18 protein-coding genes and 1 pseudogene are annotated in these 23,494 nt (G+C 45.6%); 7 read left to right on the forward strand and 12 right to left on the reverse strand.

The features are described from left to right. Positions 1 to 10: 10 nt before the first annotated feature. Positions 11 to 1,057 (reverse strand): FAD-dependent oxidoreductase, encoded by a 1,047-nt coding sequence (locus SP90_RS14720; protein WP_066857992.1) that lies wholly within the window; start codon positions 1,055 to 1,057, stop codon positions 11 to 13. 315 nt (positions 1,058 to 1,372) lie between these two features. Between SP90_RS14720 and SP90_RS14725 the strand changes: the two genes are divergently transcribed. Beyond that, positions 1,373 to 1,804, forward strand: a complete 432-nt coding sequence (locus SP90_RS14725) for an ACT domain-containing protein (RefSeq protein WP_066857996.1) — start codon at positions 1,373 to 1,375, stop codon at positions 1,802 to 1,804. 204 nt (positions 1,805 to 2,008) lie between these two features. After that, positions 2,009 to 3,925, forward strand: coding sequence for a molybdopterin-dependent oxidoreductase (locus tag SP90_RS14730; protein ID WP_066857999.1), 1,917 nt, complete (start codon positions 2,009 to 2,011; stop codon positions 3,923 to 3,925). Positions 3,926 to 3,984: 59 nt separating this feature from the next. Here the strand turns inward: SP90_RS14730 and SP90_RS14735 are convergent, their stop codons facing one another. The 3 genes from SP90_RS14735 to ligA form a co-directional block, all read right to left on the reverse strand. Continuing rightward, on the reverse strand, positions 3,985 to 5,634 hold the full coding sequence (locus SP90_RS14735; protein WP_066858002.1) for an NAD+ synthase: 1,650 nt from the start codon (positions 5,632 to 5,634) through the stop codon (positions 3,985 to 3,987). Further along, entirely contained in the window at positions 5,634 to 6,413 is a 780-nt protein-coding gene (gene dapB, locus SP90_RS14740) for a 4-hydroxy-tetrahydrodipicolinate reductase (protein WP_066858006.1), read from the reverse strand. The genes SP90_RS14735 and dapB overlap by 1 nt, the downstream gene beginning before the upstream one ends. A gap of 108 nt (positions 6,414 to 6,521) precedes the next feature. Next, a complete protein-coding gene (gene ligA, locus SP90_RS14745) occupies positions 6,522 to 8,861 on the reverse strand; it encodes an NAD-dependent DNA ligase LigA (RefSeq protein WP_066858010.1) in 2,340 nt (779 codons plus the stop codon). 851 nt (positions 8,862 to 9,712) lie between these two features. On the opposite strand from ligA, the pseudogene SP90_RS14750 reads away from it, so the two are divergent. Beyond that, positions 9,713 to 10,543 (forward strand): annotated as a pseudogene (locus SP90_RS14750) (hydrogenase small subunit); the annotation flags it as partial. 913 nt (positions 10,544 to 11,456) lie between these two features. Beyond that, on the forward strand, positions 11,457 to 13,124 hold the full coding sequence (locus tag SP90_RS14755; RefSeq protein WP_456236150.1) for a nickel-dependent hydrogenase large subunit: 1,668 nt from the start codon (positions 11,457 to 11,459) through the stop codon (positions 13,122 to 13,124). Positions 13,125 to 13,186: 62 nt separating this feature from the next. On the opposite strand, the gene SP90_RS14760 is transcribed toward SP90_RS14755, so the two are convergent. The 3 genes from SP90_RS14760 to uvrB all read right to left on the reverse strand — a co-directional run bounded on the left by SP90_RS14760 (position 13,187) and on the right by uvrB (position 17,048). After that, a complete protein-coding gene (locus SP90_RS14760) occupies positions 13,187 to 13,678 on the reverse strand; it encodes a HyaD/HybD family hydrogenase maturation endopeptidase (protein ID WP_066858053.1) in 492 nt (163 codons plus the stop codon). Positions 13,679 to 13,971: 293 nt separating this feature from the next. Next, entirely contained in the window at positions 13,972 to 15,018 is a 1,047-nt protein-coding gene (locus SP90_RS14765; protein ID WP_066858016.1) for a potassium channel family protein, read from the reverse strand. Between the two features lie 14 nt (positions 15,019 to 15,032). Further along, the gene (uvrB, locus tag SP90_RS14770) at positions 15,033 to 17,048 is read right to left on the reverse strand and encodes an excinuclease ABC subunit UvrB (protein ID WP_066858019.1); all 2,016 of its coding nucleotides are present in this window, start codon (positions 17,046 to 17,048) and stop codon (positions 15,033 to 15,035) included. 180 nt (positions 17,049 to 17,228) lie between these two features. Between uvrB and SP90_RS14775 the strand changes: the two genes are divergently transcribed. Next, positions 17,229 to 17,720, forward strand: coding sequence for a hypothetical protein (locus SP90_RS14775; RefSeq protein ID WP_066858023.1), 492 nt, complete (start codon positions 17,229 to 17,231; stop codon positions 17,718 to 17,720). Between the two features lie 10 nt (positions 17,721 to 17,730). On the opposite strand, the gene aat is transcribed toward SP90_RS14775, so the two are convergent. The 4 genes from aat to SP90_RS14795 all read right to left on the reverse strand — a co-directional run bounded on the left by aat (position 17,731) and on the right by SP90_RS14795 (position 21,870). Then, positions 17,731 to 18,435, reverse strand: coding sequence for a leucyl/phenylalanyl-tRNA--protein transferase (gene aat / locus SP90_RS14780; protein ID WP_066858026.1), 705 nt, complete (start codon positions 18,433 to 18,435; stop codon positions 17,731 to 17,733). Between the two features lie 157 nt (positions 18,436 to 18,592). Next, the gene (gene clpA / locus SP90_RS14785; protein ID WP_066858029.1) at positions 18,593 to 20,872 is read right to left on the reverse strand and encodes an ATP-dependent Clp protease ATP-binding subunit ClpA; all 2,280 of its coding nucleotides are present in this window, start codon (positions 20,870 to 20,872) and stop codon (positions 18,593 to 18,595) included. Between the two features lies 1 nt (position 20,873). Next, entirely contained in the window at positions 20,874 to 21,185 is a 312-nt protein-coding gene (locus SP90_RS14790) for an ATP-dependent Clp protease adaptor ClpS (protein WP_066858032.1), read from the reverse strand. Between the two features lie 85 nt (positions 21,186 to 21,270). Further along, positions 21,271 to 21,870 (reverse strand): class IV adenylate cyclase, encoded by a 600-nt coding sequence (locus SP90_RS14795; protein WP_066858037.1) that lies wholly within the window; start codon positions 21,868 to 21,870, stop codon positions 21,271 to 21,273. A 44-nt stretch (positions 21,871 to 21,914) separates the two neighbouring features. Between SP90_RS14795 and SP90_RS14800 the strand changes: the two genes are divergently transcribed. Both SP90_RS14800 and SP90_RS14805 read left to right on the forward strand, forming a co-directional pair. Further along, positions 21,915 to 22,289, forward strand: coding sequence for a fluoride efflux transporter FluC (locus SP90_RS14800; protein WP_066858041.1), 375 nt, complete (start codon positions 21,915 to 21,917; stop codon positions 22,287 to 22,289). Positions 22,290 to 22,297: 8 nt separating this feature from the next. Next, positions 22,298 to 22,627 (forward strand): DUF190 domain-containing protein, encoded by a 330-nt coding sequence (locus tag SP90_RS14805; RefSeq protein WP_066858044.1) that lies wholly within the window; start codon positions 22,298 to 22,300, stop codon positions 22,625 to 22,627. A 75-nt stretch (positions 22,628 to 22,702) separates the two neighbouring features. On the opposite strand, the gene SP90_RS14810 is transcribed toward SP90_RS14805, so the two are convergent. Then, entirely contained in the window at positions 22,703 to 23,353 is a 651-nt protein-coding gene (locus SP90_RS14810; protein WP_066858047.1) for a nitrite/sulfite reductase domain-containing protein, read from the reverse strand. Positions 23,354 to 23,494: the final 141 nt, after the last annotated feature.

A 23,494-nucleotide genomic window follows, 5' to 3' on the forward strand; every position in this document is an offset into this window, starting at 1 on the left:
CTTCTGCCGCTTACCGCGAAATCTTGTCCGCATCAAAGTTGTATTCCGCTTCTCGAGACTGCGCTTTAAGATCAAGCCAGTTTGCAAGTGAACGGGCAGCACGCAAGCCGCTGTATACAGCCTTGCCAATTTTACTTGGGCCGGAAAGTACATCCCCCGCTACAAATACGTTATCCATAGCTGTCATATTCAGCCAACGGACATCGCCCTTGCGCACGTTTTCGAGACCAAGTTCTTTCTGGAACGGCGGAGTCGGAATTTCACCGATTGCACTAACGATTATGTCCGCATCCAATTCTTCACGCTCACCGGTCACTCCGTTATGAACAACCAGTTTTTCAGCATGATCAGACCCGAGAATTGCCTCCGGTGTTCGCTTTTCAAGCCAGGAAACACCCATCTCTTGAATACGGTCAATTTCAAATTTGCCACACGGAGCTTCCGCGACCGTACGTCGATATACAAGCGAAATATCTTCTGCACCTAACGTTCTTGCAGAATCGACCACATCAACAGCAGAGTGTCCTGCACCGATAACAATGACTTTTTTCCCCTTTACGTCCGGCATAGACACATTGCTGTGAGCATACTTAATTGCGCGAATCGGAAAAAGAAATTGCAGACTGGAGTAAACACCCGCAAGATCGCTGCCTTCAATGGTCAGCTTGCGAGACTTCCATGAACCGGAGCATATTACCACTGCATCATGGTTATCTGTCAGGTCTGAAAGACCTAAAATATCAGCCGCAAAATGATCGCCCTCTTCTTCGTGCATAGGCGCACTGCAGCATATTTTTGTATTGGTTCTAAAAGTGACGCCAAGCCTGCGCTCGAGATCGCGTACCCCTCGACTGATGCGATCAGCAGGAATTCTATGGCTTGGAATACCAAAAACCATCAACCCGCCAGGCTTAGGAAGCTTGTCATACACATGGACCTCATATCCCTGACTGGCCAGCAAGCCTGCTGCGGCAAGTCCGGATGGTCCTGCGCCGATAATACCGACGCTTCGATTAATTGCAGGTGCATTCTTGGTTTGCAGGAAACCAAAGTTCATTACACCAGTGTGTGATGATAAAGACACTAACACACCCCTATTCATAATTAGTTAAATGAGTAACTGCCATAAGAACTCATTGAATACTCAATCCGCCTTATGAATTCTGTAATATACATCACAATTGTGTGGAAGCAAGCAAGAAACTGTGTGAAAAACGGCACAACCCGTAGATTCCAGCCATGCGCATATCTACTGTTATTTTTGCATATGCGAATTTTTTACAAAGTTGTATTAAATATTGCCCACCAGTGCTTCAGATGCTAGAAATAAGGCATATTTCTATGTATCTGAATACACTAAGGGGCAATCCTCATGAAAGTAGAACAAATATCCGTTTTTCTGGAAAACAAGGCTGGTCGTCTTGCAGAAGTAACTAACACTCTGGCAACGAATGATATCAACATCCGTGCGCTTTCTCTCGCTGACACAACGGACTTTGGAATTTTGCGCCTTATTGTGGATAACAGTGAAAAAGCTAAATCTGTGCTCAAAGATAAAGGTTTTACTGTTGGCAAAACCAATGTTGTTGCTGTTGAAGTGGAAGATAAGCCGGGCGGCTTGAACCACATTCTCGACACCCTTGGAAACAACGGAATTAACGTTGAATACATGTACGCCTTTGTTATGCCGGGCAGTACAAATGCAACCCTGATTTTCCGTTTCGATAAAACTGATCAGGCTGTTGAAATTTTAACGATCAATAATATTCCTATTATTCCAGGCACCAGACTACACGCTCAATAGCCTACTGTTATTAAGCATGAAAAAAAGCCGGAGTAATCCGGCTTTTTTCGTATCTGCTCTCTGCGATGATACGTTGGAACCTAAGAAAAAATGGCATTCCAAATCAATACTGACGTAACACAACGCCTGTAGCATGCCCCCTTCCTCTAGCCGCTATGCCCCTCCATATGCTATGTATTGAAAACTAACCAAGGACAGATAGTTATGGAATATATATCCGCATGCACATTGGACTGCCCAGATTGCTGTTCAGTAATCATCACAACTGATGAAACGAGCCCCCCTACCATTAAAGGCAACCCTGCGCACCCTGTTACCAAAGGCTTCACTTGCCAGAAAGCGAAGCATGCGCTTTCGCGTATAGCTGCACCCGACCGCATTACTACACCGTTGCTGCGTGAAGGATCATCCTTTATCGAAGTATCATGGGAAACAGCGCTTACTACAATCGCCCGCAAAATTGCTTCTCTTCAAGAATCTCCTGAGCGTATGCTGCATATTCGCGGCTACGGGTTCCGTGGAGTACTTGCCGACACGAGCCGCTACCTTTTCAGGCAGCTTGGTGCTTCCGCAACTCGCGGTGCGCTATGTGATAATGCAATTATGGAAGCAGCTGAACAGGACTTCGGTACTATTGACCAGAACAATTACACTGAACTCCTGAATGCAGACTGTATTGTAAACTGGGGACGTGATGTTCTGCGCTCTTCTATTCACACAGCTGCACTGCTCAAAGAAGCCCGTGCAAACGGATGTAAAATGCTCAGCATTTCTCCTGTCTCTTCGGAAGAAGGAATGCGCATTCATGTAAGCGATACACATATCCAGATTCGTCCGGGCACAGATCGCTTTTTTGCAGCAGCAATCATAAAGCGCCTCGTTGAAGGCGGAATTTCAGATTCCATTATTGACCGGATATCAAACGGGTCTGAATTTATAGATTACATCAACACGTTGAATGAAACCCACCTGCTGCAAGCATGTGGTGCAAGCAAGCAACAGCTTGATCTGGCAACGGAAATTTTTGAAAATGAAAACATGGCGGTTTCCAGCATTGTTGGCTGGGGACTGCAACGCTATACCTATGGCGGAGAGAATGTCAGGTATATTAACGCACTGTGCATGCTTTCCGGAAACGTGGGGAAAAAAGGAGCTGGCAGCTACTGCGGATTCTGTTCCAACAGAAACTTCAACACTGCATGGCGTTCCGGAGGACGTAATGCGAGAAAGTTGTTACTCCCACGGCTGGCAGACGAAATTTTTGAAGCAGGCGACATAGATTTTCTTTGGTGTGAGGGAACCAACATAGTCAACCAAGCTCCTGATGCCGCAAACATCGCAAAAGCATTCCGCACTGTTGGCATGGTTGTCGTTGTTGACGCATTTATGACCGATACTGCAAAGCGTGCGGATATTATCCTACCCTGCGCACTGATGCATGAACGCGAAGAGGTTCTGGCGTCATACTATCACTCCTATGTCCAATACAGTGCAAAAGTGTTCGATCCCGCAGGAGAAGCACGGTCTACCTACGATATTGCAAACGACCTTGCTCAACGACTGGGTATAACACTCCCTGACAAAGAAGATATTCTTACACAAGCGCTTTCTACAAAGGTTATTACCAACCTGACGCCGAATCCATTACAAGCAATCCGCTCACAAGGCTACCTTTCTACAGACCGCAAAGATATCGCATTTGAGAATATGAAATTTGGACACTTCGATGGCAAGTACTGCTGTCCCGAAGCACTGCATGACGAGCCGGAGACGAATCCCAACTATCCTCTGTCCCTTCAATCTCTAATCAACAAAGAGTATGAGCATTCACAAATACCTGAAGAGGCGCAGCAGGAAGTATTGTCAGCCTATGTACACCCTGAGACATTAGCACGGTTTAACATTGCTGGAGAAAGACAGGCATACATAGTCTCTCCTGTCGGGAAATTGCCTGTTAAGACAGTACATGATTCATCAGTACACCCTGAGTCTGTTGTTGTCCGCCGAGGAGGTTGGATGATGTTTAACCGCTGTGCCAACGCCATTATTGAAGCCCATATTACTGATCTTGGAGAAAACGCAGCCTTCTATAGCCAAAAAGTTCGACTGGAACCAATGTAATAAAAAAACGTGAGTCAAACTGACTCACGTTTTTTTATGCTCAAGATCACCTGTCAGCACTATACATAGCTGACACGGCTTGCAACAGGCATTCGCCAACCGGTACCAAAAGCACGGTCTGTAATCCGCAACCCGGGAGCTGCCTGTCTGCGTTTGAACTCAGAAATCTTTACAAGCCACAAAACACGTTCTACGTCTTCACGGGCATGTCCCTGAGAGATGATAGCTTCTTTACTCAAACGTTCATCAATATATTTATGAAGAATTGCATCCAGCTCTTCATACTCCGGCAGGGAGTCAGAATCCTTCTGGTCAGGACGTAGCTCTGCAGATGGAGCTTTCTCAATAATCTCTACCGGAATCTTTTCACCGCAGTTTGTATTTACCCATCGGCAAACATTCCAGACCAGCGTTTTCGGTACATCTGCAATAACAGCCAGACCACCTGCCATGTCACCATAAATGGTGCAGTAGCCAACAGCCAGCTCGGACTTGTTGCCTGTAGTCAACAATAGTGCACCAAACTTATTGGATATTGCCATAAGCAGATTGCCTCGAATACGTGCCTGAAGATTTTCCTCAGTCACATCTGTATTGGCACCTTCAAACACAGGCTCAAGAGAACCAAGAAATGCAGAAAGCATTGGCTCAATTTCAATCGTCTCAGTACAAATGCCAAGGCGTTTAGCAAGGTCAAGTGAATCATCAATGCTGCCCTGACTGGAATATGGTGAAGGCATGAGCACCCCGATCACATTGTCTGCACCGAGAGCTTCCGCCGCAACTGCTGCTGTAAGGGCTGAATCTACGCCACCTGACAGGCCAAGTACGACCTTGGAAAAGCCACATTTGCGGACGTAATCACGAGTACCAAGAACTAAAGCATTCCATGTCTGTGCTTCATCACAGAGATTTTCCTGCTCTATCCGGCCAGAGTTGCCAGCAACATCTACAATCAGGACATCTTCATCAAAGGCCTTTGCTTTGCCGATAAGAGTCCCGTCTGCAGCATAGGCAAGACTTTTCCCGCCGAAAATCAGGTCATCATTCCCGCCGATCTGGTTTACATACAGAAACGGCAAGTCGTAATGGCGCGCCATAGAGGAAAGCATTTCTTCACGAACAAACTGCTTACCCAAAGTAAACGGCGAAGCAGAAAGATTTATGATAAGTTCTGCATCCTCTTCAACCAACGCCCCGAGGGGGTCTTGCGTATACCTTCTGTGTTCTTTCCAGTACGACTTGTCATTCCAGATATCTTCACAGATAGTTACGCCGATCTTGCGTCCGTTGATGGTCACAAGACCAAGCATTTTTCCCTGTTCAAAATATCTGTTCTCATCAAAGACATCATATGTCGGAAGCAACGTTTTATGTGCAACGATCGAGTAATTTCCATTCTCGATTAACGCAGCGGCATTAAAAACCGGCTTACCAATGCTGTCAGGGTTGTGGATAGGTACACCGACCAGTGTCGGTGGCATATCTTTTAACTCAACAGCCAGTGCTTTCAGAGAATTCTGACAACCGTTAATAAAATCCTCACGCAATAATAAATCGCGTGGAGGATACCCGCACACAGAGAGTTCTGGAGTCACACAAAGCTGTGCTCCATCTTTGGCAGCTTGTTTTACTGCTTCAGCAATTTTAGTAATATTGCCAGAAACATCACCCACAACAGGGTTAAGCTGAAGAAGCGCTACTTTCATTAGATCATATCCGACATAGAATAAAGTTTTCCTGCCTCACGTCCGGCAAGCCAGTATGCTGCTCGTAGAGCACCTGCTGCAAAGGTTTCACGGGAGTGAGCGTGATGTGTGATTTCGATACGTTCTCCCGGCCCCATTGCATATACAGTATGCACACCCACAACATCACCGCCACGGATAGTCTGAATTCCAATTTCTTCTTTAGGACGTTCGCCGATCATTCCTTCACGGTGGTAGTTGGCTACCGTATCAAGATCCCAGTTCTTTGCTTTTGCAAGGCATTCAGCAAGGCGCATTGCCGTGCCGCTCGGTGAGTCTTTTTTCTTATTATGGTGCAATTCAACCATTTCAAGATCGTACTCTTCACCAAGAATCTTGACTAATTCAGGCAGGATACAAGTAAGAGCATGCACGCCTACACTTGTGTTAGGTGCCCAAAACATAGGAGATGTTTTAGCCAGCCCTTCAAGTTCAGCCCGCTCTTCATTTGTTAAACCAGTAGTCCCCATCACAATCGGAGTCTTATGTTTTGCTGCAACCTTTGCATGTTCCAAACTTGCAGCCGGAGAAGTAAAGTCGATAATAACAGCCTGATCTAGTTTACCAAGCAAGGAATCCAAATCTGTCGCAACTTCACAGCCATACTGTTTCAGGCTTGCTTCGTGTCCCTTACGCGCTACAACGGCAGCAAGCTCGTACTTTTCACCTTCTTGCGCCAGACGCGCAATAGTTGCACCCATACGACCATTAGCACCCATTACGACAATAGAAACACTCATGTTCTTCCTCCGGTTTTTCTTAAGTCTCAAGCGGTACGATATCTATACAAAGTTCTTTGCACAGCTCCGCAAAAAGACGTAACTCCCTGACCCCGAAAAAAGGAGTTTTTACTTTAAATCCAACAAAGAAAGATTTTCTTCCTTTGTCCTTCTTTTTACATTTTCTTTTTTCTCTGTATCAACTTGCTCATCAGAAGAGTCAATACGCGACGCTTCAGCTTCTTCCACAGGCTCAGACGAAACTGGAGAATTAGAAACAGAACCGGATTCAGCTACAACGTCATACTCCGCCGCAACATCTTCCATATCCTCTTCCTTCCGCACAGCTTCTGATTGTGTACTCTGCGATGCTTCGTTGATACTTGAAGAACCTTCTTCTACTGCCGCCACAGTATCAGAATCTACAGAAGATTCACTTGCATACATTGCGAGAAATTCTTCTTCCGTCAAAGTTGTTATCCCGAGTTGCTCGGCCTTTGCAAGCTTGCTTCCGGCTTTTTCTCCTGCAACCAGATAATCAAGTTTTTTCGAAACACTTCCCACAACCTTTGCACCGACACTTTCAGCCATTTTCTTAGCATCAGCACGCTTGGTTGAAAGCGAACCTGTAAAAACGACTGTCTTACCTGCAAATGGATGATTCTTATCCACTTCAATAGCTTTTTCCTGCTTCGGATCAAGCCCGATAGCTTTAAAACGCTCAAGCATAGCCTTGTTGGCATCATTATCAAAAAAGTCGACGATGGACTCTGCAATCTCAGCGCCCACGTCAGGAAGCTCCTGAAGCTCAGTAACGGTGGCAAGCGCAAGCGCATCCAAATCTTTATAGGTAGCAGCAAGAACCTTACCTGTCTGCTCACCAACGTGTCGAATGCCTAATGCACAGATAAAACGAGAAAGAGGAGCACTTTTCTTCGCTTCCTCAAGCGCTGTAACAAACTTTTGTGCAGACACCGGCCCCATGCCTTCAAACTGCATAAGGTCAAGACGCTTCACTTCAAAAAGGTCTACAGGATCTTTCACCATCCCTTTATCTACAAGCTTTTCTACCCAGCTCTTACCAACCCCTTGAATATCCAGACCTGCTTTCGATACGAAGTGCACAATAGAGCGTTTAACCACGGCAGGACATGTTACGTTGATACAACGCCATGCAGCCTCGCCCTCTTCACGTACGGCTTCTGAGTGGCAAACCGGGCATTCTTTAGGGAAGTTAAATTCCCGTTCTGTCCCATCACGTTTTTCCACCAAAGCACGGACTACTTCAGGAATAACATCACCAGCACGCTGCACGATGACCATATCCCCTTCCATGAGCCCCTTAGCCTGAATCTCATCTTCGTTATGCAGTGTTGCGCGGGAAACAACCACACCGCCAACCTCAACGGGGTCAAGAATCGCAACTGGTGTCAGTACGCCTGTGCGTCCCACCTGAATAGCGATTTCTTCTAATCGGGTAACGGCCTGCTGTGCAGGAAATTTAAATGCTATTGCCCAACGAGGAAAACGGGCAGTAAAACCGAGAGCACGCTGCAATTCCAAATCATTCAGCTTCGCAACCATGCCATCAATTTCGAAAGGTAATGTGTCACGCTTTTCCTGCAACTCTTCGAAAAGAGCATTTACCTCTTCCGGCCCACTGCAAAGTTGAGCATCAGGAGGCACTGTAAAGCCGAGTTCAGAAAGGCCATTGATGATAGCCTGCTGCGTTGTCCATTCCTGTCCATCATCTTCCCACTCTACAACACCAATACCATAGGCAAGGAACATAAGAGGACGGGCCGCAGCAACGGAAGAGTCTAGCTGTCTGACAGAGCCCGCCGCAGCGTTGCGCGGATTTGCAAAAACTTTTTTCCCGTATTTACGCTGTGTCTCATTCAGCTTGGCAAACTCATCACGTCTGATAACAACTTCCCCACGTACTTCAAGACGCGTTGGCAGAACATCACCGCGCAGTCGTAGCGGTACGTTTTTAATTGTACGCACAGTATGTGTGACAATCTCGCCTGTTGTACCATCCCCACGAGTCAGAGCAGCGGTAAAGGAGCCATTTTCATAAATGATCTCCATTGCCAGCCCATCCATCTTGGGATCAATCCAAAATGACAAGTCAGCATCAGATTGCTGGCGTTTAATCCGTTCAACAAAAGCCAGAAAATCTTCACCACTGAATGCATTGTCCAGACTGTACATTCGCAGACTATGTTCTTGCGACTGCAGGCTTGGAAGCACCTCTCCCCCTACCTTCATAGTAGGAGAATCAGGGGTGAGCAACTCAGGGTATGTTTCTTCCAGTCCCTTGAGTTCTAAAAACAACTCGTCATATTCGGCATCAGTTATCTCAGGAGTGTCCTGAACATAGTACAAGTAGCTATGATGTTCGAGTTCTTTACGAAGTGTTTCAACCCGTTCACGGGCTTCTGAAATGGACAATGTTGAATCAGACATGCGACACCTTATATTATCTGCGCCATATTCTTTTCACTCAGAACACTGGCAGCTTGTTAACGCAAAAAATAAATGGCTCAGCATACCATCATCCTTGCTCCGACACTTCAGAAACAAGGCAGCACGCTGATATTTTTTCAGAACCGCTGGATACGTTTCTTACCCCTTATTGTCCAGTGCAGAATGCCTCTATCCCCATATCCTACACTCAAGTTAATGCTTTTTTACATCACAAGCTGTAGTAGCACCTCTTCTTTCATCTTAACAACATGAAACCCTAAAAAGACTTTTTATATAATTCGTTATACTTTCAGATCACTCTCCCTCAAAACTATCTCTGTCAATCACATTGATCCAACAACATTGCTGAATCATGGCTAATAACACAAAATCAATTCAGTAATTGTGAAAAACAATTCTATCTTTGCCTTAACAACTAGCTTTCCACTGGTAAAAACAAGACTTTGCAAACAAGATTTCAGTATATTTACATAAAAACACTATCTAGACTTCGACGTATATATTCTTTTCAAAAACATTTTCTACTTAAAAACTCACTGCCAACGAATCTTTTTTCCAATTCACAATGTAATTATTCATTTACTTTTTCAATTACCTATTGAGTTCCAATTAATTTTTCGATAGTGACGCTACATTGACGTTGAAAACCATTATCACACCCGGTCGATATTTATATGCATGCACCTCTTGATGTCTGCAAATAAGAAGGTTCGCACGACAAAGGCAAAATAGGAAATTCCGGCAGCACCGGAACCAGACACAGATGATCACCCTCATCCCCCTATTCAATTGGAACAACTAACACGACTTGAAACGCAATAGGTAAAACAATGACGAATGTATCACGACGAGGCTTCCTAAAAATGTGTGGCGCTGTTGCCGCTACTCTCGGCCTTGAGGCAAGCATGGTTCCACAAATTGCCAAGGCTCTTACCAGTGACACCCGCCCGCCAGTTGTCTGGTTACATTTTGCCGAATGCACCGGCTGCAGCGAAGCTTTCCTCCGTGCTGAAAATCCGGGTGTTGAAGACATATTATTTGATGTTCTCAATGTTACGTATCACGAAACCCTTCAAGTTGCGTGCGGAGAAAAAGCAGAACACAACCTGAACGAGACAATCGCCAATCATGAGGGCGAATTTATCTGCATTGTTGAAGGTGCCATTCCTACTGCAGATAATGGTGTATACGGCACCGTAGGCGGCCGCACCATGCTTGAGATTGCACAGGCAGTCATCCCTAAGGCAAAACACACTATTTGCTTTGGCACCTGCTCTGCCTTTGGCGGACTCCCTGCAGCAGCACCAAACCCCACTGGAGCAAAGGGTGTAAAAGATGCCATCGGTGTGGATACCATCAACATCACAGGCTGCCCACCAAGTCCACTAAACCTTGTTGCTTGTATAACTAACTATCTTTTGTACAACCAGATGCCTGCACGCCGTCTGGATGGACGCCCTACATTCTGCCACGGAGAGACAATTCACTCCACATGTACAGTTCCTCACGGCTGTCTGGAAGGCTATAACTGCAAGGGACCGACAACATATAACAACTGCCACACGCAACTGTATAATGGCGAATCGTGGTGCGTACAGGCAGAACACCAGTGCATCGGATGTTCAGAAGCTAACTTCTGGGACAACAATGCTCCATTCTACAACCCAATGTGGGATTCCATGTTCCATACCTTCCGCCGGTATGCCGAGCCGCACGCCGACATGACTACCGCCCAGTGCGCGCCTTGTCATAAAGCAAACAACATGTTTGAAGTAGAAGAATCTCAAGTAGAAAACCCACGAAAATTCCAACAGCAAATCCACCTGATCCATAAAATTGAACTGGACAGTACTAAAAAGTGTGCAAAATGCCACACTGACCTTCCATAACATTTGTACATATTAGATATTTTATAGATAACAAAAGATATTTTAAGGATATACAATGCCTAAAGGCTCTTCATCTCCAATCGCTATTGTCACAAGTGTCTCTAATCTAGACATTAACGAAGGCCAACAAGCCAGCTTTCAAGTCAAACTGGCAGAGCGACCGGCAAGCGATGTTTCAATAAGCGTAAATAGAACAAGCGGAGACGCTGACCTCTCAGTGGTTTCCGGTGCAACCTTTACAATCAGCCGCCGCAACTACAATACATGGCACACAGTCACTATAGCTGCAGCTGAAGACTCTGATACTGAAAGCAATAGCGCTACATTCACCTGTTCCGGTTCAGGACTGACTGCTGCACAAGTCACCGCCACAGAAGTTGATAATGATTCTGCTTCACCTACGTTCAGTATTGTAGCAGACACCACCGCGGTATCCGTACCAGAGGGCGGTAATGCCACACTGCAGGTAAAACTTTCTGCAGACCCAATGAAAACGACTCTCGTTACCACAGGATACAGCAGTGGCGATGCCGATATCAGCGTTACGGGGGGATCAACATATTACTTTGACTCATCTAACTGGGATCAATATATGCCGATCACTCTTTCGGCAGCAGCTGATTCCGACGCTGAAAACGGACAAGCTATTTTTGCTATTACTGCTGAAGGGGCACCTTCTGTAAATATTACTGCTACAGAAGCAGACAGCAGCACCGGAACCACACAGCGCATTGTCATTGATCCTGTTAGCCGTATTGAAGGACATTTGCGAATTGAAGTTGAAACTTCTGGCGGCAAAGTTACCAAAGCATGGTCTTCTGCAACCATGTTCCGTGGTGTTGAGCCTATCCTTCAAGGACGTGCTCCTCTTGATGCACCACATATTACGCAGCGCCTATGCGGGGTCTGCACATACATCCACGGCCTCTGCTCTACTCGTGCCATTGAGGACACTATCAACGTAACCATTACAGACAACGCCCGTATTGTCCGTAACCTTCTGCTCGGTGCCCAGTTTATGCATGACCATATTGTGCACTTCTATCACCTGAACGGGCTGGACTGGGCAGACATTGTCAGTGCCCTGTCTGCTGATCCTGCTGTTACGCAGTCTCTTGCATTTAGCACTTCTCCGAATGCTGACCCGATTGATTTTGCAGCGGTTAAAGCTCGCCTTCAGGGTCTCGTTGATACAGGCAACCTTGGACCATTTGCGAATGCATATTGGGGACACACTGACTACAAACTCAGTCCTGAAGAGAACCTCCTCATCGTTGCTCATTACCTTGAAGCACTCAAAAAGCAATTGGCTGCAGCACGCATGATGGCAATCCTCGGGGGTAAAAACCCGCATCCACAGTCTGTTGTTGTTGGCGGCGTTACATGCGGTAGTGAACTTTCTGCAGAACGCCTGACGCAATTCCGCGCTTACATGGATGAAGTTCGAAAGTTCGTTGAAACAGTATATCTGCCTGATCTTAAGCTGGTTGCTTCCCGCTATCCTGAATGGACTAAGGTAGGTGGGTTCAGCAACTTTATGTCGTATGGGGAATTCCCTCAGGGAGCTAATGAACCAGCAGATTTTCTGATGCCTCGCGGAGCTATTTTCAATGGTGACTTCCTTAATGTTCAACCTGTAAATCAGACAGCAATCACTGAGCATGTTGCCCGCTCATGGTACAGCGGAAGCACAGACCGCCATCCTGCCTCCGGTGAAACAGTGCCTGACTTTACCGGACTGGACACAGAAGACAGATACACTTGGTCAAAAGCTCCTCGCTACAGCGGCGATGCAATGGAGGTAGGCCCTCTTGCTCGTGTTCTAGTGGGCTATGGACAAGGGAAACCTGAGTTTGTTTCTGCAGTGCAAAGCTTCCTGACCGACACTGGCCTGCAAGAAACTGATCTGCTCTCCACACTTGGACGTACTGCAGCACGAGCCATTGAGACCAGAATCATCAGTAACGCTATGCAGAACTGGTTAACAGAACTGGAAACAAACCTTTCTACAGGCAACCTCCAGATCTACGAAAATCACACCATGACCTCTGGTAACGGTTTCGCGCTGAACGAAGCTCCACGAGGAGCCTTAGGACACTGGATGACCATTCAGGACAATACCATCAATGGGTACCAGATGGTTGTACCTTCTACATGGAACTTCAGCCCCCGCTGCGCTGACAACATTCCGGGCCCGCTGGAAAAATCCCTTGTCGGTGTACCGATTGCCGATCCTGAAAATCCGGTTGAACTGTTACGTGTGATTCACTCCTTCGACCCTTGCATTGCATGTGGCGTTCATGTCATCGACAAAGACAATGGCAAAACTCACAAAGTAGACTTAATGCGATAATAATAAAAAAGTCCGTGCTGATTATAACCAGCACGGACTTTTTTTATACTACAATAACTAACTTATACTTTTTCTGAAAAAGTTCCCCCGAACCCAGCAATCTCCTGAAGAGCTGCTTCACACATGTCACCTAATCGACCAGCAGCCACAGAAGATATTTCAGTATTCATAGTTTGGTAATCCTCAGGCTCCATTCCGATTACAACAGTATCAGGACGAGTTCCGATCAATTCACAAAAAATCAGTGTATCAACTAAATCTGTTTGATGCATAGAATTGTTAAAGCCCAGACTCTTACGTAAATCCTCACCCACTAAACGATAGATTGAACCTGCGGATTCATCACCTAATACAGCATCAAGTACAATAAGCTTGTCGTATTGAATAATATGGTCAATGAGCTTCAGCCCCAACGTACCACCATCCAGTACTGTCACATTCTCTGAAAATTCATATGATGCCAACAAGTGCTCTGCTGCGCGAACTCCCAGACCCTCGTCTGTATATAGTGTGTTCCCGACCCCGAGAACAAGAATCTTTGCCGGATTCGTCATAACCTTCCCCATCGTTATCTCTAGCAATAAGATATTTATTCGTTACCATACGTACTGTGTGACATAGCATTTAGAAAAAAAGGATGAAATAAATAGCGCTGCGTAATCTCAATTCTCACAAGATCATATTGAAATCGACTGTCAAAATCAACGCAAAGCTATGTAAAACGACTATCGTTAAAGGTTAGCACACTGCCTCTACTGCAATAGATACCAATAAAAAAAGCCGCTATGAACACTTGTTTATAAATATAAACAAGTGTTCATAGCGGCTTGCAATCCGTATCACCAATCTATAGGAGTCGTGCAAATTCCTTAAGTTTTTCGTTTGCACCAACAGCAATGATCGTATTGCCGGCTTCAAGAACAGTACGTCCTTCAGGGTTAAAGATCATATCCTTTCCGTTCTTCTTAATGGCGATAACAATCAAATTAAATTTTGGCCGAAGCTCTGACTCGATAAGGTCTTTCCCGACTAATTGTGAATCCGGCCCTATTGTCAGCTCTTCCATTTGAATGTCCATTGTGCTTCTTCCGTAGGCAAGCTCCATAAAACTTGTCACGGTCGGACGCAGCACGGACTGAGCTAAACGTAATCCACCAATATGGTTTGGTAAAATAACAGAATCTGCACCAGCCTGTTTGATTTTACTCACCCGCTGGTGTGTACTTGCACGTGAAACAATGTATATATCTTTATTCATCTCACGGGCACTTAGCACAACATACACATTGGCTGCATCCTCTGAGAGAGCAGTAATCAAATTTTTAGCGTTAGCCACACCGGCCTGCGCAAGAACTTCATCTGAAGTTGCATCCCCATCAACATACAAGATGCCTTCTTCCTGAAGGGCCTTAACGGCTTCAGGGTCATTCTCGATAACAACAACATCCTGCGCTTCTGCTATTATCTCATTAACAACGACGGAACCAATGCGGCCATAGCCACAAACCACACAATGATCTTTGAGCTTGCCGATTGTTTTAAGCACTCTACGGCTCCCGATAAAATGAAAAAACCTACCTTCTACCAACAATTGCGAAAACGCACCCAATATAAACGCAAAGTTACCCACGCCTGCAAGGATTAAAAAGGTTGTCAGCATTCTTCCTTCAGAAGATAATGGCTGAACCTCACCAAACCCCACGGTCGAGAGCGTAATAACGACCATATACAGAGCATCTGACATTGACCATCCTTCAAGCTCCATATAGCCGTAAACAGCTAATGCTACGACTCCCAGAAGGGTTGCCTGACTGATAATAAGCGGCCAGAACACACCCAGCTGATTTCGAAGCCGTATAAGACGGACAATGAAAGATTTGGAAAACAACCTCATGTATTTCCCCAGTGTTAACCAGTTTCGAGCAGACGTTCTCTCAGAACGTGAATCTGATCCCTCAACTCCGCAGCTTTTTCAAACTCCAGTTCTTTAGCGGCTTCGCGCATTTCACGTTCCAGCTTTGCTATCATTTTCGCCAGCTTTTTCGGATCGTGCTCAACTTCAGGCGCAATTGCTATGCCTTTCTTACCCTTCTTACCTTTTTCCGCATCAGGAGCAGAAGCGATTGAATCAAATGGAGTATCAATACGCTTTATGATGGTTTGAGGAACAATGCCATGCTCTTCATTGAAGGCAATCTGCTTTTCACGTCTGCGCTCAGTTTCACCCATAGCCGCTTTCATGCTTCTGGTAATTGTATCAGCATACATGATAACCCTACCGCCTGCATTTCGGGCTGCACGGCCGAATGTCTGAATCAATGAACCAACAGAACGCAAGAAGCCCTCTTTATCTGCATCCAGAATTGCCACCAGAGAAACTTCCGGTATATCAAGACCTTCACGCAGCAAGTTAATTCCAACCAACACATCACACTCTTTCTTCCGCAATGCCTGAATAATTGCCATACGTTCAAGAGCATCAATGTCAGAATGCAGATAGCGGGTAGTAACTCCCATACTCTTAAAGTATTCCGTTAAGTCTTCCGCCATACGTTTCGTAAGCGTCGTCACGAGCACTCGTTCATTCTTAGCTATACGCGCCTTACATTCTCCGAGCAGGTCATCCATCTGCCCTTTTGTAGGACGGACTTCCAATTGCGGATCAACAAGCCCTGTAGGACGAATAATCTGTTCTACGACAAGTCCCTGAGTACGTTCCAACTCCCATTTGCCCGGTGTAGCAGATACATATACGGTCTGCCCGATTCGTTCCAAAAACTCGCTAAACTCAAGCGGGCGGTTATCCAAAGCAGAAGGCAGGCGGAAACCAAAATCAACAAGAGTGCTTTTACGGGAACGGTCTCCCTTATACATAGCACCAACCTGCGACACAGTTATATGGCTCTCATCTATGAACAACAGAAAATCGTCGGGAAAGTAATCAAGCAAACATGCTGGAGGGTCGCCCTCTTTACGGCAATCAAGGTGGCGCGAGTAGTTTTCAATCCCTGTACAGTACCCCATCTCTTCTATCATTTCGAGATCAAGCATAGTCCGTTGTTCAAGGCGCTGCGCTTCCACCAGCTTATTACCTGCATTAAACTCTGCAAGGCGCACTTGCAGTTCATCTCGAATATCTGAAACCGCACGTTTCAAGTTGTCTTTATCAGATACGTAGTGACTGGCAGGGTAAATGACGGTTTTACCCACACTTCCGAGAATATTCCCCGTAATAGGGTCAATCTCATGCATGGCGTCAATATCGTCACCAAAAAATTCTATACGTAGCGCTTTTTCATGATGATATGCAGGAATAATTTCCAGCACATCACCACGCACTCTAAATGTTCCACGGTGAAAGTCGTAGTCGTTACGTTCGTACTGTACTTCCACGAGTCTGGAAATAATCTCGTCCATAGACAATGCCTGCCCGACCTCTACAGGGATGACAAGCTTTGCATAGTACTCTGGAGAACCAAGACCGTAGATACAGGAAACAGAGGCAATAATGATAACATCACGGCGTGTCAGCAGCGCATGTGTCGCTGCGTGCCGCAGTTTATCAATGTTATCGTTAATGGATGAGTCTTTTTCTATGTAAGTATCGGATGAAGGCACATAGGCTTCCGGCTGATAGTAGTCATAGTAGCTGACAAAATATTCAACCGCATTGTGGGGAAACAGTTCTTTAAACTCATTGTAGAGCTGTGCAGCAAGTGTCTTGTTCGGCGCAAGAATAAGAGCAGGACGCTGCGCACGGGCAATAGTATGGGCAACAGAAAAGGTTTTACCGGAGCCTGTAACCCCCAGCAGAATCTGATCCTGCACTCCCTGCTCCAAATTTGTTACCAGCTCTTCAATGGCCTGCGGCTGATCCCCTTGTGGAGTAAACGATGTCTCCAACTTAAACAGTGTATCCTGCATTACGTCCTCGTAGGCTTCCTTCAACTTCAACGTTACAATGTTACCCTTCTCAGTCCGGCAATTTCCAACCATCAAGAACAAAAGAAGTTGTGCAAAAATTAATCACTCTGTTGCGACACCGTCAACAATCAAATACCATACAACTACATAAAGAAACACACTTTTCGTGGAGGGAGCCATATGCTAAAAAAAATTCTGCCTGCTCTCGGTACCGAACCTATCGACCGTATTCATACAATTTCCATCATCATACGTAGCTTTAAAGGACGCAAAAACGTTGAGGCGCACCTTTTCCGCTCAGATGTTCCTGAAAGCGAATTGCCAAGCACAATCCTTCACCAGCGCATTGATACTGACACAGAAAAATATGCACTTGAGCCTCATCTGACAGGCACTCTTGAGGACACACAGCGCATGGTTCTAGAGAGCTTTACGGAAAAAGAAAGAGACACTATTCTCCGCTACCTTGAGCAGCGATACCACACGAGGCTAAAATCAGTTTCTACTGCGCCGCTAACCTTCCCCGTTCCACAAGGAACCATTCCCCTTGCATCCATACCGGAGGGTAAAAGCATTGGATTCATCAGGTTCCATGCAGTACCGAACTATCCTCTCGATTTTAATTTTTCCGGCTTCTATGACCTCGAACTACACGAACCGAACATGATCTAACGTGACGAACCTACAGCGGAAAGAACTCGTCAGGAAACGTCCATTGCCCTTGAATAGTCGGGGCGTCCAATGCTCCATGCAAGCGTGTCAAAAATTCATCGCGGGAAATTGCAACAGCACCGAAACGCTCAAGGTTATCTGTCACCTGCTGGCAATCTATCATCTCAAACCCCGCCGCAACCAGTAGTCTGGCAAGCCATACAAGAGCCACTTTGGATGCGTCTGATTCTTTGAAAAACATAGATTCACCATAAAAAACCTTACCTAAAGAAACACCATATAGACCACCGACCAACTCATCGTCCCGCCATGTTTCAATAGAATGCGCCAGTCCTGCTTCATTCAATGCACAGTAGGCTTCAATCATTTCTTCCACAATCCATGTCCCCTCTTCATCGGGACGTTGCGATGTGGCGCAGTTACGCATGACCTGTTCAAAAGCGGTATCGATCTTAATAGTGAACTTTCGGGAGTTAATCACACGTCGCAAGCTACGTGGGATGTGCAGGTTTTTCGGAAAGAGAACAAAACGAGGATCCGGTGACCACCAGAGAATAGGAGAATCGTCATCGTACCACGGAAAAATACCATTGGCATATCCATTAACAAGACGCTCCATGCTCAAATCGCCACCCACAGCAAGAAGGCCTTCCGCATCTGCCAGAGCAGGGTTTGGGAAGGCTACATCATCATCGGAAAGTAAATACACTGTCATAATTTTATATAGGGAGTGTGCAGTCCAGCATCTGTTATAATATTGCAGCTAGGTTATACCGTCATCCGGCACAGCTATACTAAAAAATTACAACGCATACTTCGCTGGCAAAGAAACGTCAGTGAGGGAGCACACAATGTACTCCCTCACGTAACGACTAAGATTTTTTCTTTTTTGTACTCAATGGTAAGAATGTCATGGCCAGACCAAGATCATCTGCATCCTGAGGTGCTTTTGCTTCTTTTACGTCAACTGTGGCAATGCCACCCTTCTGTAATTCGCCAAATAGCACTTCATGCGCGATAGCATCTTCAAGTCCTGACCTGATAACCCTGCGCATAGGGCGGGCACCAAAGGCATCATCATATCCTTTAGCGGCAAGACGCTTACGAGCAGCTTCTGTCAATTCAATCTGCACCCGTTTAGCCTTCAACATGCCCTCAAGTTCCAACACGAACTTATCAACGATGCGTTCCATTATTTCCTCAGGGAGTCCGTGGAACGGCACCATAGCATCCAGACGGTTTCTGAATTCAGGGCTGAATGTACGTTCTACAGCTTTTAAACCACGCTGTGCTACATCAACCTTGCCCTGTGTTCCAAAGCCGATTGACTTAACAGCCATCTCCCGAGCACCGGCGTTGGATGTCATAATGAGGATAATGTTCCGGAAATCTGCTTTACGACCGGAGTTATCCGTCAACGTCGCATAGTCCATCACCTGCAGAAGAATATTGAAGATATCAGGATGCGCTTTTTCAATCTCATCAAGCAGCACAACCGCATGCGGATGTTTACGAACAGCATCAGTCAACTGTCCACCCTGATCAAAGCCCACGTAGCCCGGAGGCGCTCCGATCAAGCGTGAAACTGCATGCTTTTCCATATACTCACTCATGTCGTATCTAAGGAACTGCACACCGAGTTGGCTTGCGAGCTGACGGGCAAGTTCTGTTTTGCCGACGCCGGTAGGCCCATAGAAAAGGAAAGAACCAGTTGGGCGATCATCTCTGCCAAGACCGGCACGGCTACGGAGAATAGCCTTACCGACAATCTCAACAGCTTTATCCTGCCCGAACACTTGCGCTTTCAGATCATCGACAAGACCGGACAATTTTTGCTTGTCACCAGTGGATACACGCTGTTCTGGAATACGAGCCATTTTTGCCACAACCCGTTCGATGTCGTTGGCTGTAATCGTATTACTCTTACGATGTGTTCCATGCAGACGATATGCAGCCCCAGCCTCATCAATCACATCAATGGCTTTGTCTGGAAGAAAACGCTCCGTAATATAGCGCGCAGAAAGTTCAACCGCTGCTTTAATTGCAGGCTGACTATAACGTACACCATGGTGCTCTTCATAGTATGGCTTCAACCCTTTCAGGATATCCATACACTCCTGATTGGTAGGTTCCGGCACATCAATTTTCTGGAATCTACGTGAAAGAGCACGGTCTTTTTCAAAATGGTTCTTGTACTCTTCATACGTTGTGGAACCAATACACTTAATTCCACCACTAGCAAGAACAGGTTTTAAAATATTTGAGGCATCCATAGAGCCGCCTGTGGTTGCTCCAGCCCCGACGATGGTGTGAATTTCATCAATAAAGAGAATTCCACCTTCAACTTTTTTAAGATCTTGAATGACACCTTTAAGACGGGATTCAAAATCACCGCGGTATTTGGTGCCAGCAAGAAGAGAGCCCATATCAAGCGCATAAATATGTGCGTCATGGAAGCTTTCAGGAACATTACCGTCCACAATGCGCACAGCAAGCCCTTCAGCCAGTGCAGTCTTACCTACACCAGGCTCACCCACAAATAACGGGTTATTTTTACGACGGCGTGCGAGCACCTGAATAGTTCGTTCAAGCTCCGCCTTTCTGCCGATAAGCGGATCAATTTCACCTTGCTTTGCCTTTTCTGTGAGGTTTACACAAAATTCTTTAAGCGAATCTGTACGGGATTCATTTGCGCTTTCATCCCCCATTGCTGCCCATTCGTTTCCGTCCATCTCATGTGAGACAACTTCCAGAATATCCAGTCTGGTAACTTCCATATGGCGCAGGAAGTAGAGAGCGTATGAATCTTCCTCTTCAAAAATTGCGGCAAGCACATCACCGATTTCAACAACCTCACGCCCCGAAGACTGCATCTGCATAGCAGCACGCTGCAATACTCGCTGCACACTTATGGTACGGATAATCTCCGTAGGCACATCTTCCGGCAACGGCTCAAGGTGTGATGAAAAAAACACTTCCACACGGTTAAGCAATGCCTGCACATCTGCACCGGCCTGCTCCAATATAAAGTACCCCTGATCTTCCTGTGCTATTCCATAGAGAAGGTGCTCAAGGGTTAAAAATTCGTGATTGCGCTCCTGTACTTCATGAACCGCATTGGCAATAGCCTGTTCTAAATGCATACTCAGCATATTATACCTCCTCCATTGTACATTTTAGAGGATATCCGGCTTCTTTGGCCCGTGCCCGGACTACTGCAATCTTAGTCTCTGCAACTTCCGCGGTATACACACCGCATTCTCCGGTTCCTTTTTCATGGATACTCAGCATAATCTGTGTAGCCTGCTGTGTTGTTTTCCGGAAAACTTCAACAAGAATCAAAATGACAAAATCCATTGTGGTATAGTCATCATTATGCATAAGCACTCGAAATTTGCGAGGCTCTTTCAACTCATCTTCAAGCAGAATATCAGAATCAAAATCAGGTCTGTGGTGTTCAGCCATAATGAATCCATTACATGTAATAGTATTGTTAATGCCGGTTTAGAATAATGGCAATATGCGTTCAAAACCATTATCCCCTGCTAAACTAAAGTGAGTTCAACAGTCTTTGACATTCTTCTTCAGTAAAATAAAAACTATCCTGAGGGGCAAGGTTGTTTTGATCACGATATGCCCTGTGTAACTCGTGATAGGTTGCAGTAGAAGAGTTTTCCATAGGCAAAGCAAGCTTCTGCGCAACCGAAAAAATAGCGTCCCGCGCTCCCTCCAGCTCCACAACTGTGTCGAATGAAAGTTCATCAAGGCAAATTTCTACGCCATCAAGCACCCACTCTTCACGCATCTTATCATACCGGAAAGCACCGTCGTAACCAAGCCCTTCGAGAATACCACAGGTTCCTTCAAAGCTCTCAACTTTTGTTTCGCGTTCGTCGTATATTTTTACATCCTCAGGAATGTCACCTTTTGGCGGAAGTTTCAATGTAAGAACAGTCTCATTTCTATCTTTCCATTGTTTCGTCCGCAAACGCAGTAACTCTCCTGCTGCTTTCATTTCCCGATCAGGAGAATCAAAAACGATATTACGTTCAAGATGTCTTCCTTTACATACGCCACCGAGAACTGATAGTTTCTCGCGCAGCAATGCATGATTTACTTGTATAAATTTCAGTTCAATTTCGAACGCCATGTAATACTTCCGGTTTTTTTGTTATCATAACCTAAGGAAACTGTATGACAAAAATCATTCTGCTATTTTGCGCCGGAGGACTGGGCAGTTTAAGCCGCTATCTCCTTGCTGGAATATTTCAGCGTGCCATAAACGTAACTTTTCCTATCGGTACCTATCTTGTAAATATAATCGGTTGTTTTCTGTTCGGGTTAATCTGGGCCTACGCTGAAGACAGGCTTTTTTTTACAGCCGAAGCCCGTACCATTATCCTGACAGGATTTATGGGGGCTTTTACCACGTTCTCTACCTTCATATTTGAATCCTCAGCATTACTTGATTCCGCACAATGGCCGTACTTCATCATGAATGTCGTAGGTCAGATTATCACCGGAGTTATTTTGCTCAAACTCGGCCTTACCCTTGGCAGAATTCTCTAGGAGAAACTATGCATCACTTGCAAGGCACAGTACTACGCCTCAGTATTTACATCAGTGAAAAAGATCGGTTTGAAGGGCAAAGCCTGTACGAAGTTATTATGGAACAGGCAAAAAGCGAAGACTTGGCTGGCGTCTCTGTATTCCGTGGATTATATAGCTACGGGCGTGACAAAAAAATACACTCTGCCGGTATACTACGTATCTCCGAAGACCTCCCCCTCCTTATACAAATTATCGACACAAAAGAGAACATTCAAAGGTTTATTCCGAAATTAGAGCAATTCGCTAAAGAGGCGCTCATCCTGCAAGAAGAGGTCACGGTCGTTTCCCCTTCATAATTATGCATAAAAAAAGCTCAAAGACAGCATGACAGCATGTCTTTGAGCTTTTTTAATTTAAATAGCTACTGGAAACTACAAGATAGCTTCTTTAATTGCTTCGATGCCTGTTTTCTCAACAAACTTAGAAATACGTACACGTTTCGCTGAATTTTCGCGGTAGTAATCAAGGAACTTTTCAACAAGAGCCATTGCTTCTTCTTGAGTAAGGTCTTTTGCAATAGTATCACCGATACGTGGACGAGGACCGGAGTTACCACCTACAATAACTTCCCACCCTTTTTTGGTGCCGATAAGACCAATATCGCGCACACGGCTTTCGCCACAGCACATTGGACAACCGGAGACACCGAACTTAACTTTTGCAGGGAACGGCTTGCCGTACATGGCTTCTTCGATTTCGAGACCGAAACCAAGAGAGTCCTGTACGCCGAGCTTACAGACTGCGGTACCCGGGCATGCCTGAACGTAGTGTACACAAAGTTCTGTAGCACGGCCGACTTTCCACTTAAGCTCTTCCCAAATAGGTTCAACCTGCTCTTCTTTCATGCCTACGAGAGCCATGCGCTGACCTGAAGTAATTTTGATAATAGGTACTTCATACTTACGACAGACGTATGCGATAGTTTCCAGAACATCTGGAGTCAGCATACCTGCCGGAGTACGAGGAACGATTGCGTAGGTCTGTTTGTCGCGCTGTAAAATTGCACCATCTGGAGTAGTCATATTACACCCTTCTTAATAGTTATTTTTATTATAATATGATTATAAGCGTGCTTTTAAAGAACTTTTTAGTTCTTTTTGCTGTGATGCGGTCTTTTACACTACACAGCTTCAGCTGTCTACGCTTAATAGGAATTACACTTG

Source organism: Halodesulfovibrio spirochaetisodalis (genome assembly GCF_001672295.1).
Classification (GTDB): Bacteria; Desulfobacterota; Desulfovibrionia; order Desulfovibrionales; family Desulfovibrionaceae; genus Halodesulfovibrio; species Halodesulfovibrio spirochaetisodalis.